This is a genomic window from Larkinella insperata (genome assembly GCF_026248825.1).
Taxonomy (GTDB): domain Bacteria; phylum Bacteroidota; class Bacteroidia; order Cytophagales; family Spirosomataceae; genus Larkinella; species Larkinella insperata.
Genome location: NZ_CP110973.1, coordinates 5,677,618 through 5,692,804, shown reverse-complemented (window position 1 = coordinate 5,692,804; position 15,187 = coordinate 5,677,618). Strand labels below are relative to the sequence as shown.

The 15,187-nt window shown below is 55.8% G+C and carries 5 protein-coding genes; 2 read left to right on the top strand and 3 right to left on the bottom strand.

Annotated elements, in window-relative coordinates; all coding sequences use genetic code 11:
- Nucleotides 1–10 precede the first annotated feature (10 nt).
- From OQ371_RS22855 to OQ371_RS22845, 3 genes are all read right to left on the bottom strand, one after another.
- Complete coding sequence (locus OQ371_RS22855; protein WP_265990647.1) at nt 11–3,115, bottom strand: SusC/RagA family TonB-linked outer membrane protein; 3,105 nt, start codon at nt 3,113–3,115, stop codon at nt 11–13.
- 122 nt (nt 3,116–3,237) lie between these two features.
- A complete protein-coding gene (locus tag OQ371_RS22850; RefSeq protein WP_265990646.1) occupies nt 3,238–4,254 on the bottom strand; it encodes a Gfo/Idh/MocA family protein in 1,017 nt (338 codons plus the stop codon).
- A gap of 177 nt (nt 4,255–4,431) precedes the next feature.
- Nucleotides 4,432–5,490 carry a LacI family DNA-binding transcriptional regulator gene (locus tag OQ371_RS22845; RefSeq protein WP_265990645.1) on the bottom strand — a complete coding sequence of 353 codons (1,059 nt, stop codon included), beginning with the start codon at nt 5,488–5,490 and terminating at the stop codon, nt 4,432–4,434.
- Nucleotides 5,491–6,333: 843 nt separating this feature from the next.
- Between OQ371_RS22845 and OQ371_RS22840 the strand changes: the two genes are divergently transcribed.
- Nucleotides 6,334–8,337, top strand: a complete 2,004-nt coding sequence (locus OQ371_RS22840) for a leucine-rich repeat domain-containing protein (protein ID WP_374761426.1) — start codon at nt 6,334–6,336, stop codon at nt 8,335–8,337.
- A 433-nt stretch (nt 8,338–8,770) separates the two neighbouring features.
- Complete coding sequence (locus OQ371_RS22835) at nt 8,771–15,160, top strand: putative Ig domain-containing protein (protein ID WP_265990643.1); 6,390 nt, start codon at nt 8,771–8,773, stop codon at nt 15,158–15,160.
- Nucleotides 15,161–15,187 lie beyond the last annotated feature (27 nt).

Here is a 15,187-nt window from a genome sequence, read left to right as displayed (position 1 = left end):
TCGTGAGAGCTTACAGGGAGAAATCGATACCGACCGTGGTGATGCGGGGCATCGGCGCAAAGCCCGATTCGGGATCCCAGCCGGGCCATTTGCTGAACGTGAGCAGGTTGCGGGCCGAAACAAACGCGCGGGCGTTGTTCAGTTTCAGGCGCTTCGACAGGGCGGGCGGCAGGTTGTAGGCCAGCGACACATCCTGAACGCGCACAAACGAACGGGATTTGTAGATCATGATACCACCCCCGTAGGCGTTGTAATTGACCATCGGGCGGGCCCACTCGTTGTTCTGATTTTCGGGCGTCCAGTAGGGCAGGGCGTAGGAGCTTCGGCGGTCGTAGGTTTCCGAACTGTTGTGCAGGGCATCCATGAAAGGTCCCATGTGGCCCAGGTCGGCGCGCACGAAAACCGAAGCCGTGAAGTTCCGGAAAAACGTCAGATCGTTGCGCAGACCGAGCCGGTAGCGGGGCTGGGTGTAGCCGATGAACGTTTTGTCTTTCAGGGCTTCGTAAACGCCGTTGTTGTCCAGGTCGGTGGCTTTAAAATCGCCGGGCACCATCCGGTACTTGGCGGCTTCGGCGGCTTCCGTGGTTTGCCAGATGCCCGTCACGTCGTAGTTCCAGACGCGGTCTACGGCCTGGCCGGGAAACCACTGGTTGGTATAATCCGGCAGCTCCTGCCGGACGGTCTGGCCGTTTACCTCCACTTCCCGGTAGTCGCCAAAGAGATTTTTGATCTTGTTGCGGTTCAGTGAAAAGACCAGGTTCGACTTCCAGTTCAGGTTCCGCTGGTTGACATTGACGGTGTTGATGGTCAGTTCGATGCCCTTGTTGCCGAGCCGGCCCAGGTTGGAGACGATGCTTCTGAAACCCGTCAGCTCGGGCAGCAGGCGGTTCATGAGCAGGTCCGTTGTGTTGGTGTTGTAATAATCGGCGCTCACATCGATCCGGTTGTTGAGCAGACCCATGTCAAAACCCACGTTGACCGACTCGGTTTTCTCCCAGACCAGATCTGGATTCGATAACGTACTGTTGTATACGCCGACCTGCACGTTCGAACCGTTGTAGTAGAGGTTGGACTGCAGTTGCGCCAGAGCCGCGTAGGCGCCAATGGCCCGGTTGCCGTTTACGCCCCAGGAAAGCCGCAGTTTCAGCCGGTTAATGGCCCGAACATTGAAAAACTTTTCGTCCGACACCACCCAGCCAAAGGCCGCAGCCGGGAAAAAGGCCCGCGGGTTTTTCTGACCAAACGCCGAGTAGCCGTCGCGCCGGAGCGAAGCCGTAAAAAGGTATTTGTCCATCAGCGTGTAATTGACCCGTCCCATGGCCGCATCGCCGTTGATCTGCGTGTCGTTGTTGTTGAGCGACGGGTTGGAGCCGAATTGCAGGGCGTGGTAGCCCAGGTTCTGATTCGGCACGAAGGTCTGGTTGGTAATGAACGAAAACCACGTACGGTTCTGCTCCGTGCTGTAGAGCAGCGTCACGTCAAACTGATGGGCGCCAAACTTCTGGTTCCAGTGCAGCAGGTTGTCGATAAACCGTTCATAGAGAGACGTTTCTTCCCGCGTGCCGTAGCCGTTCGAGCGGGTAGCGCCCCCGTTAATGGTCTGCGACGACCAGAAGTTATAGTCTTTGGCAAATTCGTAACGCGGCTGGAATGATACTTTGTAATCGATGCCAAAGGGCAGGTTGATTTTGGCGTAGATCGACGCAAACAGGCTATTTGTTTTCCGAAACCGGTCCTGGCCGTAGTAGTTGATGAGGGGGTGTTGAGCGCCCCCGCCCGCGTAGTCGTGCGGATACCATTTCAACCGGCCATCGGTTTCATACTCCGAACCGTAGGGGCTGTTGCGATACATCCCGATGGTATCGGCCGGAACCGTGCTTTCGTCGCGGTCGGCAAACTGGGCGTTGACGCCCGCGTGCAGCCAGTTGGTTACCTGGAAATCCACGTTCAGGCGGCTGCGAATGGTGGCAAATTTATCCCCTTTAATCACGCCTTCGTTGTTGTCGTAACCCAGCGACCAGTAGTAATTGACGCGCTCGGCTCCTCCGCCGATGCTCACGTCGTGGCTCTGTCGCAGACCGGGGTTGATGACCATGCCGTACCAGTCGACGGTTTTGCCCGCCAGGTAGTTGTCGATTTCAACCGGAAACAGGCGCAGACGGCCTAGCCATTCGTTGGTGTTGTCGGCCTGGGGGTTGTTGCTGGCCGCCCGCCATTGCTGGAGCGTCACGCCGGACGGCAGGTTGTTGGGGTCATAAAAATAAAAGCTGGGCAGGGTCGGATTGGCCTGTTGGAGCACATCCCGGCGAAAGTTCAGATAACCGGCCGCGTCGTACGGTTTGTAGTTGTTGGTGACCCCAGCCACGCCAATTTTGGTCGACAGGTTGATGGTGGGTTTGCCGGTTTTGCCTTTTTTGGTGGTGACAATCACCACCCCGGAAGCGGCCCGGGCGCCGTATACGGCCGCCGAACTGGCGTCTTTCAGAATGTCAATCGCTTCAATGTCCGACGGGTTGATGTCCCGGATGCTGCCGTTGAAAATCACACCATCCAAAACAATCAGCGGGTCGGTGGAAGCATTCAGGGAGTTGGGCCCCCGGATTTCCATCGAACCTCCGCCCGCAGCCGACGCGCTCTGGTTGGACTGAAACCCGGCGATGGTTCCCGTCAGCATGTCGGTGAGCTGCGTCATGGGCTGGTTTTTAAACGTTTCCGCGTTGATGCGCACCACCGAGCCGGTCAGATCGCTCTTTTTAGCCGTACCGTACCCGATCACCACCACTTCGTCGAGGTTGGAGGCACTGGCTTTCAACTCCACGTTCAGGGCCGTACGGTTGCCCACGGTTTCTTCGTGACTTTCGTAGCCGATGAAGGTAAAAACCAACACATCGGCTGGCTGGGCCTGGATCGTGAACGCCCCTTCGGCATCGGTGACCACCCCTTTGGTAGTCCCTTTAATTACTACGTTCGTGCCCGGAATACCTTCCTGAGTTCGGGCATCGGTTATTTTCCCTTTTACCTCCCTAGGAGCCTGCGCAAAAGCATCGCCGGTTTTTAGATAAAAAAGTGTCAGCAATAAGGCCACAATGAGCCTCAATCGTAGATTTTTCTCCATGATGATGGTTCGTAAAGAATGAAAATGAGAAAAACGCGTACTGGCAATTCAGGGGATGAAATGCATCCGGGTACGTACCCGGATGCTGGGCAAGACAATTCGGGCTACTCGAAAAGGTAAGCTTATTGTTTGGTGTTTTTCAGGACGCTTTCCAGACTCACGGGGGCACCGTTCCGCCGTTTGCTCTCATCGGCGGCTTCCATAAAGGCAAAAATCTCGATTGTTTCTTCGGGAGTAACCGGCACGTTTCCGGTTTCAAAATACTTGATAATTTCTCTCAGCAGCGGTTCGTAGCCCGCGTAGGGGCCCAGCCGAACGTTACCGGTTTGGGTAAAAACCGTTCCGCCGTAATCGTGTTTGCCCGACCGGGTTCCCCGGAAGGTTCCCACGCGTCCGTCGGCCCAGGTGCCCACTACGATGTCCGTATCCTTGTTGGTAACCCGTACTACCTGCTGGCAGCCGGTTCCCATTACGGCAAAGAGGGCTTCAACGCCGTGGATACCGTACCAGAACAGGTCCGGGTGGGTCTTTTCCAGCACGGCGGGGCTAAAGGTGTCCGCACCCACCACCTGGCTTTTGTCGAGCCCTTCAACGCCTTTGATGTAACGCAGCGATGAAGCCGAAAACGTGGGGATTTTATACTTCTTCGAATCGGCAAAAATACCGACCACATCGGCCAGCGAAGCCGCAATGGGCTTGTCGATAAACACGCGTTTGCCCGCTTTCATGACCTGAGCGGCCTGTTCGCGGTGCAGACGCCCGTCGTTGGTTTCCAGCAACACCACGTCGACTTTCTTGAGCAGATCGGCGATGGAGTCAACAATTTCGACATTCTGCTTTTTAACTTCCTCGATGTAGCCGGGAATGCGCTTGGTGCTGCTTTCAATGTCTTTGCTGCCGTAGGGATAAGCCGCCACCACTTTGTAACCGGCGTATTCGGCACTAGCATCGGCGGCATTAAGCACTTTGGTAAAAGCCGTGCTGTGGGAGGTATCCAGCCCAATGATGCCTACGCGTTTGCCGGCAGCAACGGTTGAAGCAGAGGACCATGACCAGGCAGGCTCCGGGACGCTCAGGGCCAGGCTTCCCAGAGCTGCCTTTTTTAGAAAACTTCTACGGTCATTATTCAGGTTAGTCATCGGAACAGTCATTTGGCCCCTAAAAAGAGCAGGTTAAAAGTAGGTTTCGGGTACGTACCCGTAAATGTACTAACTTTTTTTAAAAGTCAAGCTTACGGGCCTAAAAGTTGTATAAAATTTTGCGGTTTCTCCTTCCTGAAATAGATTATATGGTACAATTTCAGCGGCTACAGCGCTTTAATTGCGGTAAAAAGTCTGGTTCTCGCGGGTAACGATGTCGATGGGCATGTAGTAATCTTTCGCAACCGGCGTTGAAAAAACCAGAAATTGATACAGCGTCATGATGCTGCGGTAACCTTGGTCTTCCGGCTGGTGGCAAATGAGAAAGTCGATCAACCCACTGGCCAGGTAACGCGTGTTTTCGCTGACAAAATCGTAGCCGATTAACAGCGGCTTGCGGGGCAGGCCGGCACTTTCCAGAAACCGGGCGACCGAGAAGGCCCGCGAGTTGCTGACAAAGACGGCATCAATGGACGGGTTGGCGTCGAACTGTTCCTGAAGCTGCCGGGCTACCGATGAAAAGTCCGTCTGGTGAATATCCGCCCGGATGATCGGGTAGTGCTGACGATGATCGGTAAAGTAGGTCCGGAAGCCTTCCTCAATCTCTTTGTAGGTGTAGCTGTCCATGGCCGTAGCAATGTTGACGACCAGCAATTTGCTGTGATCCCTGAGTACATACGTGCACAGTTTGGCCGCCAGATAGCCGCTTTGAAACAGGGGAGGGCCGATGTACGACAGACTGGGCTGGTCGGGCAGGTTGGAGTCAATAAAAATGCAAGGCTTTCTGGCCTGCTGGCAGGCGGTGGCAAACTTACGGGCTTCGTCGATAAAAGCCGGTGCCAGTACAATCCCATCTACGGAAGCCTCCAGCAGGCGGTTGGCCTGAGCAACGAACGAACCGGGGTCGCGCAGGTCAAAAAAGAAAAGCTCGACTTTAATGCCGTACTGCCGAATCTCGTTTTCGGCCCGTTGGATGCCTCGCAGGGGAGCCTCCCAGAAATCGGTTTCTTCGGTAACGGAGGGAATCAATACGCCCAGGGTAATGATCTTGCCCGAAGCCAGCCGACTCGCCAGCAGATTGGGCTGGTAGTTGAGCTCCGCAATAATTTTGTTGATCTTTTCCCGGGTTTTCTCCGAAACGCCGGGGCGGTTGTGAATCACCCGGTCAACCGTTGCAATGGCCACATTGGCCCGGCGGGCAATCTCTTTCACCCCCTGCAGTTCCTTTTTCTTCATAGTATAATGCGTAATCTGAATGCAAGTTAAGTCCCGGTGCTCCTCTGGTCGCTGTGATCCATGAAGATAATTCGGAGTACTTTTTACCCTGTATGATGGAAAGCGGCCCGAAGTCACCAGGGTGCTTGTGCCGTGGCTGATGCTGTCTGGTTATTAGTAATGAAAAGTGTACCGCCGGGTTCGGGCAACCGCTGCAACCAGGCAAACGATAGAACCGGGAGCCGGAATCCGGGTGCGATTCTGCGGATTTTTTTAAATCACGCAGGTTTATAATCACACAATCTTCAAAGATAAAACCAAAATGATTTTAACTTGCCGGGAAGAAATTTCTGCGCAATTCGTGTCCTTTCACGAAGAATTTTTTAAGTATCCGGGTCCGCTGGCTCATTCATGGTAAAGTTTCGAAAAAAAGGGGATATTTCCCCTTGACTGCGATTCCACAAAATATGCACATTAGAGCCGCTAACGCTCCTCAACGTTCTGCTATCACAATATGCCCACCTTAATGACAGTAGAAGTTAGCCCGTAAATAACTTGTGCGTATGGTGAATAATTTATGACTGGCCACCGGTGGAAACACCACTGCGGTGCCGATAGGATAATCTGTTTTCAACACTAACCTTTTCATTACTAATGCTCTACTTTCTGCGCTACAACAGTATTCACTTAAGCGCATGCCTTTGCTTAGCTCTGGGACTACTTTTCCCACAGTTCTCTGTTCAAACTTATGCCGGTACCACCAGGGGTACAACTTTTTTGAAAGAATATGGAAAAACTGTTACTCACTCAAAATTAAATAAAGACTTATTAGCTACGACAAAAACAGCGCCCAACGACGAATACTTGGCTTTAGCGGATCTCTATAACAGTACCAACGGAATCGGCTGGGTTCAGAAAGACAACTGGCTCACCGGAGAATCGCCCTGCGGCTGGTACGGGGTTACCTGCAACGAAGCCGGACAGGTCACTCAGCTTCAATTGCCCAGCAATCAGCTGGCTGGTCCGCTTCCGGCCAGTCTGTCGGCGCTGACCAATTTACAGGTGCTGGATTTGAGTGACAACCAGTTAAACGGTTCGATTCCGGACAGCTTTTCCGCGCTGACCAGCCTGAAACGATTGGTTTTAATTTATAACCAATTGAGCGGCTTAATCCCGGCTAAACTCTTCAGCCTAACCCAACTGGAGTTTATTTATTTAAGTCACAACCAGCTGAGTGGATCAATTCCCGATAGCCTGTCGGCATTAACCAACTTGGTAAACCTGTATCTGGGTAGTAACCGGTTGAGTGGTTCGATTCCGGCAAGTTTGTCGACGCTGGGCAAATTGCAGGGGCTGGACTTGAGCGAAAATCAATTGAGTGGTCCGATCCCCGACAACCTGTCGGGCCTGCGTAGCCTGAAACGCTTGGCTTTGTTTTATAACCAACTGAGCGGAAGCATCCCCGCGAGTCTGGCAACGCTGGTCAATCTGGAATACCTTCACTTAGCTTATAACCAGTTGAGCGGTTCGGTTCCGGACATGCTGATGGAGTTGAGTAAGCTGCAAACCTTTAACCTGAACAATAACCAGTTGAGCGGGACCATTCCCGACAAGTTCCTGACCCTGCCAACGCTGGAATTTTTGGATTTTTCCAACAACCAGTTCACCGGTTCAATTCCGGCAAGTCTGGGGGATTTGCCTAATCTGCGGAGTTGCGAACTACAAAACAATCTACTGAGTGGTTGCCTGCCCGCGACCCTGGGTAAATTTTGTGGGCGGTCTATTCTGGTGATGCTGGGTGGCAATCCGGATCTGATCGGCGGAGGGAATTTTGGAGCTTTCTGCAGCACGGGCGTTGGCCGGTGTGATCCCCAGTCCAATACGGTTAGTTTCTGGTTGATGAACGCCGAAACGGGCCAGCCCATTCAGCAACTCATCGACGGGGCGGAAGTGAATCTATCCACCCTTCTAACTCGTAATCTCAATGTTCAGGCGTTAACCAGCCCGGTTGCCGTCGACTCAATTGTGTTCGCCCTGACTGGCCGGCAAAATCGCACGCAAATCGAGCGCGAAGCTCCGTACTCGTTGTTTAAGGATATCGAAGGGGTTTACAAGAGCTGGACGCCGTCGTTGGGCAGCTATAACCTGACGGCTACCCCGTACACCAGTCTGTCGGGAGTTGCCACGGCGGGTGCCCCGCTCTCCATTAACTTCACCGTCGTTGAGATGCCAACGGTTTTGGGGTTCCAGTGGATCAATTGCGAAACTGGCCTGCCCCTGGGAGAATTACGGGAGGGCGATGTGGTGGATTTAACCAGTTTGCCAACGCGTAATCTGAACATTATGGTCAATACCGGTCCGGCTACGGGTGGGTCGATGGCGCTGGAGCTGAGTGGTCAGCAAATTTATTCCCACATCGAATCCAAAGCACCTTTTACCTTGGCTGGCAATACCGGCAGCACCTACCGGAGCTGGGTACCGGCGGCTGGTACCTACCAGCTAAAAGCAACTCCGTACACCGGAACGAGCGGTTCGGGTACGCCAGGAAAGCCTATTATGCTGACCTTCACCGTTGTAGACCCGGCCCCGTTGGCCAGACGGGGAACGGAAACAAACGCTGAATTGGTCGAATCTCGGGTGCTCTATTATCCCAACCCGTTCCAGGAATCATTTACGCTGAAGATGCAGGGAACGAAACCGCAAGCAGTGCGCGTATATGACCTCAGTGGACGACTGGTTTACCAGCGGGCCGACAGCCCGTCGGAGCAGCGGATTGAAGTGGATCAAAAATGGAGTGCCGGCATGTACATGCTTCAGGTTGGCGAGGGACCAAAATCCAAATGGTATAAATTGATCAAGGTTCCCTGATCTTAGGCCTGCAATGCTCCGGAGAAAACCCGATTAAATGCGATAATTTGGCTAATTCTACAGCCGCAATAAGCTAACTTAACAGAAAGCAGAACCACTCGTTGGTTCTGCTTTTTTCATGTTTACAAGAAGTAACCGAACGGCCCTATCCATAAAATAACCTTTCATTTTTTGGCAAATTAAAATCCCTTCCCGATCTTTTCACCGCAAATAATCTCTTGTTACCTCCTAATTAACTGGCTCATAAGCCTGTAAGCCCGTAAACCAGTCAGCAAGAGCGCGTTGTAAACCCGATTACCTCAAAGGTTTTCCGCGAATACCAAGCTCTCGAACGTAAGAGCCTTATGAATCTGATTTTATGCTGTTTGTGCAGCACAAAATTCTATTGCCCGCATTTCGGTATTCATTTCCCTATCCCATCTATAACACGAGTATGAAGCATACGTTTACGCAGATTCAAGTGGTGATCCGACAGATTTGCCTGGGACTCCTGATCAGTACCATTTTAAGTTCAACGGAGGCCTGGAGTCAAAAAAAAGGCCCGGATAAAAATTTATTTCAGGGCCTCTACAAACTTACCAAGAAGTTGGTCAAGGCCAAGCCCTCCAAAGAGCAGGTCAAAAATGCGGGCTTTAACTTCAAGTCCAGCCTCTTGAAGGGCGACCGCAACGGGCGACTCGACATCACCGCCGGCCTGAAAAACCCCACCTCCCTGCAGTTTGGACCCGACGGCAGACTCTACGTGGCCCAGCAGAACGGCCTGATCAAGGTCCTGACCATCGTCAAAAACGGCCCCAACGACTACGCCATCGCCAGCCAGGAGACCATCAGCCTCATCAACACCATCCCCAACCACAACGACGACGGCTCGCTGGCCCCTGCGGTCACCACCCGACAGGTCACCGGCCTGCTGGTCAGCGGCACCGCCAGCAGCCCCATCCTCTACGTCTCCTCCAGCGACAGCCGCATCGGCGGACCCGAAGGCGATCTGAACCTGGACACCAACTCGGGCATCGTCTCCAAGCTGACCAAAACCACCACGGGCTGGGTGAAGGTCGACCTGGTGCGGGGGCTGCCCCGCTCCGAGGAGAACCACGCCACCAACGGCTTGCAGCTGGACGGCACCCGGCTCTACCTGGTGGTGGGGGGGCACACCAACGCGGGGTCTCCCTCGACCAACTTTGCCTACACGCCCGAGTATGCCCTGGCGGCCTGTGTGCTGTCGATTGACCTGGCGGTGATCGAAGCGCTGCCCACCAGGGGCAGTGGCAACACGGCTTACAAGTATGACCTGCCCACGCTGGATGACCCCGACCGGCCAGGCAACCCTGACGCCAACGATCCGTTCGGGGGCAACGACGGTTTGAATCAGGCTAAGATCGTACCCGGTGGTCCGGTGCAGGTGTTTGCCAGCGGGTTTCGCAACGCCTATGATCTGGTGATCACCCGGTCCCGCAAGATGTACGTGACCGACAACGGGGCCAACCCGGGCTGGGGCGGTCATCCGGCCAGTGAGGGGGTGGGTACGGCCACCAACAACTACGTGGCCGGCGAGCCGGGCTCGACGGGCCCCGGCCCGAATGATCCAAAGGTGAACAACCTGGACAACTTCCACTACGTGGGCGACCTTCGCTCGTACGTTTCCGGCAGTTATTACGGAGGGCATCCGCACCCGATCCGGGCCAACCCGGCGGGGGCGGGATTGTACACCCACAACGGCACCAGCGGGGTGTGGCGCACCAGCACGAGCGGGGCTAACCCGTTGCCATCGGACTGGCCGCCGGTGCCCCTGAGCATGGCGCACCCCATTGAGGGGGACTTTCAGAATCCGGGGGAAACCAACAGCGCTTTACTGACCTTTGTGGCCTCTACCAACGGCATTACGGAGTACACGGCTTCGGGGTTCAACAACGGCTTGAAAGGCAACCTGCTGGTGGCTTCCTTCGACGGGACCATTCAGAAAATCACCCTGAATGAGGCTGGTACCGATGTGACCAACAGCCGGGGAGCCAAGAAGAAGAACCTGGATTTGCCGTTTGCTTCCAACTTCGGTTCGCAGCCCTTGGACATCACCGCTCAGGGCGACAATGACATCTTTCCCGGTACGGTCTGGGTGGTGTGTTATTTGCAGAATCAGATTTACGTTTTCGAACCCGAAGGCGGTGGTGGGAACTGTTCGGCGGCCTACAGCACGGCGTTTGACGACGACGGGGATGGCTACAGCAATGCCGATGAAATTGACAATGGCAGTAATCCCTGTTCGATTTCGAGTCGGCCCAGCGACGCGGACGGCGACAAGTTGTCGGATCTTAACGATCCGGACGATGACAACGACGGGCTGAACGACGATGTCGACTACTTTGCGCTCGATGCAAGCAATGGGACCAATACCAACCTGCCGATCGACTACGAATTATTTAATAACGATCCGGGCACGGGTCTGTTCGGCTTGGGCTTCACGGGGTTGATGCTGCCCAACCAGACGGGAATCAACTACCTGGACTTGTTTGATGAAGACAACCTGATTGCCGGTGGAGCCGTGGGGGCCTTTTCGGTCGTCAACACCACCCCCGGCGATGCCCACCAGGCGCTGAACAACCAGGAGAACGGGTTTCAGTTTGGGATCAACACCGATAAAAATACGGGTCCCTTTACGGTGCAGACCCGGCTGCTGGGTCCTTTTTTCAACAATCAAACGCCGAAATATTGGCAGGCGCTGGGCCAATACATCGGCATTGGTGATCAGGACAACTACCTGAAAATTGTGATGGGGGCCGACGGTGGTACGGGAGGCATTGAAGTGCTGTACGAAAACAACGGCGTCGAAAACAGCACCCGGTATTCGTTGCCGGGTGGGTTGCCCGGCAGTACGATGGATTTGTATTTGTCGGTTAACCCGGCGACGGGAATGGTGCAGCCCAAATACGCGAAAGACGGCGGAACGATTACTAATCTGGGGTTACCCATTCAGGTTGGCGGGAAGCTGCTGGAGGCCATTCAGGGCCCGCCCGCCCTGGCGGTGGGTCTTATTTCCACCAGCTTGGCTTCCACACCGTTTACCGCCACCTGGGACCGAATTCGGGTGACAAAAGATAATGCCGGCAACACCGCCCCAGCACTGTCGGCCATTACCAATCAAACGGCGATAATCGGCCAGGCGCTGACGTTGACGGCCCAGGCTAGCGACAGCGATGTGCCCGCCCAGACATTGACCTACAGCGTCAGCGGTCCGGCCGGGACCAGCATCAACGCCAGCACCGGCGCCTTTAGCTGGACGCCCACCACCACGGGCACCTTCAGCCTGACCATTAAGGCAACTGATAGCGGTTCGCCAGCCCTGTCGGCCCAGCGGGTCTTTAGCGTTCTGGTTAATCCGGCTGCTTCCGCCGGTATTCGGGTGAACGCAGGAGGCCCGGCCTATTCCGCTTCCGGCAACCGGCCGTTTGGGGCGGATGCCCACTTTACAGGGGGCAGCACGAGCAATGCGGGTAATGTGCCGATCGACAACACGGTGGATGACGCGCTTTACCAAACCGAGCGTTACGGGAACTTCAGCTATAACGTGCCCGTCAGCAACGGCTACTACAACGTGATTCTGCACTTTGCCGAGACGTTTGGCAAAGTCATCGATGGCACCGCCAGCCGCAAGTTTCATGTGGATGTGGAGGGGGTTCGGCGCTTGACCGAGTATGACATTGCTCAGAAAGCGGGGGGCACGCTCAAGGCTGTGCAGGAAACGCTGGGGGTGAATGTCACCGACGGCACGTTGACGGTGGTCTTCAGTGCAGGCAGTGCCCAGAATCCCAAGGTTAACGCCATCGAGGTGGTGGCGGCCACGGCACCCCCCAATCAGTCGCCGGTTGTAGCCTCGGCGCTACCCGATCAGAATGCCACCCTCGGAAGAGACTTTTCATTTACATTCAGTGCGACGGCTTTCAGCGATCCCAACGGTGATCCGCTAACCTATACCGCCACGTTGGGCGACAACTCGGCCCTGCCCGCCTGGCTCAGTTTCAACGCCAGCACCCGCACCTTCAGCGGTAAACCCACCAGTGCGGGAAACCTGACCGTGAAGGTGACGGCCCGCGACGGACAGGGGGGCAGCGTTAGCGACAGCTTCGTAATCAATACCTCGGCCCCCGCTAACACGGCTCCGGTACTGGCGGCCATCGGCAACAAAACCGCCAACATTGGCCAGGCGTTGACGTTGACGGCCCAGGCCAGCGACAGCGATGCGCCCGCCCAGACATTGACTTACAGCGTCAGCGGTCCAGCCGGGGCCAGCATCAACGCCAGCACCGGCGCCTTTAGCTGGACGCCCACCACCACGGGCACCTTCAGCCTGACCATTAAGGCAACTGATAGCGGTTCGCCAGCCCTGTCGGCCCAGCGGGTCTTTAGCGTTCTGGTTAATCCGGCCATCACACCGGGGGTACGCATCAATGCGGGCGGTCCGGCTTTCCAGATGGCGGACGGTCGGCCGTTCGGAGCGGATGCCAACTTTACGGGGGGCGGTACGAGCAATGCGGGTAATGTGCCGATCGACAACACGGTGGATGACGCGCTTTACCAAACCGAGCGTTACGGGAACTTCAGCTATAACGTGCCCGTCAGCAACGGCTACTACAACGTGATTCTGCACTTTGCCGAGACGTTTGGCAAAGTCATCGATGGCACCGCCAGCCGCAAGTTTCATGTGGATGTGGAGGGGGTTCGGCGCTTGACCGAGTATGACATTGCTCAGAAAGCGGGGGGCACGCTCAAGGCTGTGCAGGAAACGCTGGGGGTGAATGTCACCGACGGCACGTTGACGGTGGTCTTCAGTGCAGGCAGTGCCCAGAATCCCAAGGTTAACGCCATCGAGGTGGTGGCGGCCACGGCGCCCCCCAACCGGGCGCCGGTGCAAACAAAGCGCTTACCCGATCAGCGGGCAACGGAATGGTCAACGTTTAGCTACGTTATTGATGAGAACACGTTCCGCGACCCCAACGAAGACCCGTTGACCTATACCGCCACGCTGTGGGACAATTCGGCCCTGCCCGCCTGGCTCAGCTTTGACGGGGCAACCCGCCGTTTCCGGGGTATGCCTCCCTCCAATAGTCCGCTCAGTCTGATCATTAGGGTAACGGCCAGCGACGGTCGGGGCGGAAGCGTCAGTGACCGTTTCCTGATGCTGATCACCCGGGCCACCGGCACGGGATCCTGGCGGGCGGTTACCCCCCGGACCGGGAAACCGACGGCGCGGCTTGAAAATGGCTACGTGCAGGCCGGAGACCGGTTTTACCTGATCGGAGGACGCGGGATAAAACCCGTACAGGTCTACGACCCGGTGGCCCGGAGCTGGACAAACGCGGCTGCTCCGCCCATTGATATGCATCATTTTCAGGCCGTAACGCTCGAGGGACTGGTTTATGTAGCGGGAGCGCTTACCGGCACTTACCCCGCTGAACCATCGGTTCCCCGGATTTACATCTACGACCCGAAAGGAAACAAATGGCTGGAAGGTCCCGAAATTCCGTCTGCCCGACGGCGTGGCAGTGCCGCCCTTGCCGTTTACGATAATAAATTGTATTTGGTGGGAGGCAATACCAAAGGCCACAATAATGGGTATGTAGCCTGGTTCGACGAATACAATCCGGCAACCAACACCTGGCGAACCCTGCCGGATGCGCCCCATTCGCGGGATCACTTTCAGGCGGTTATCATGGGTGATAAACTCTATGCGGCCGGGGGTCGACGAACCTCCGCCAATACGGGGCAGACCTTCATGCTTACGGTTCCGGAGGTGGATGTGTACGATTTCAAGTCGGGCCAGTGGACTACCCTGTCCGAACCGATTCCGACCCCGCGGGCGGGGGCCGCTGCCGTAGTTCTGAACAATGAACTGGTTGTCATCGGTGGGGAAAGTCCGCAGCCTGCGGCCCACCAGGAAACCGAAGTGCTGAACCCCGCGACGGGGATGTGGCGCCGGCTGGCTAACTTACAACAATCACGGCATGCAAGTCAGGCCATTTCCAACAACGGAACTCTTTACGTGGTAGCGGGCAGTGGCGCCCAGGGTGGTACTCCGGCCCTTTCTTCTCAGGAGGTGTACGCCAGAACAAGCCCCACAAACCCGACCGGAAGGCCCCTAACCCAAAGCCAGCTCAATGCGCCTGCCAGTGTGACGGTTGGGCAGGTCACGACCAAAACAACCAAGGGGGCGGGGGTTACCGTGACGAACACGAGCGGCAACCAGGCTATTTTGCTGTCAAATATTTCACTGGCGGGTAGTACGGAGTTTTCGTTTCAGGCTCCGTTTGCGCTTCCCTTTGTGATTCCGGTTGGCAAAAGCGTGACGATACCGATCAACTTTACACCCTCGTCGGTGGGCAGCAAAACGGCAACGCTCACGGTTTTGCATTCGGGCCAGGGCGGAACGGCTTCTGTAGCGCTCAATGGTCAGGGCGTTGGCAATACCGTTAGCGCCGTTGCCGAGCCATCGAATGAAGCCCGTACAACAGCGGGAGAACCGTTGGTTGAACTCGTAAAAACCGCTGAAGGACGCCTGTCTACCCAGAACCAGCCGGACACTGAGCCGATACGGGTGGTGTATTTCCCCAACCCTTTTACCGACTCCTTTACGGTCCGGGTGGTGGGCAAACCCGCCGGTCCGGTTTCGCTGGCACTCTACGATCTGTCCGGTCGCCGGGTCTGGCAGGGTACCGACGGAGCCGCCGAGCAGGTCATTCGTCTGAGCGAGGAGCTTGGCGATGGAGTATATAGCCTGGAGGTTCGGATGGGGCAGTTTGTTAAGCACTATCAGCTCGTCCGGGTTCGGTAACGCAGGCTTAAATACTCTTCAAAAACA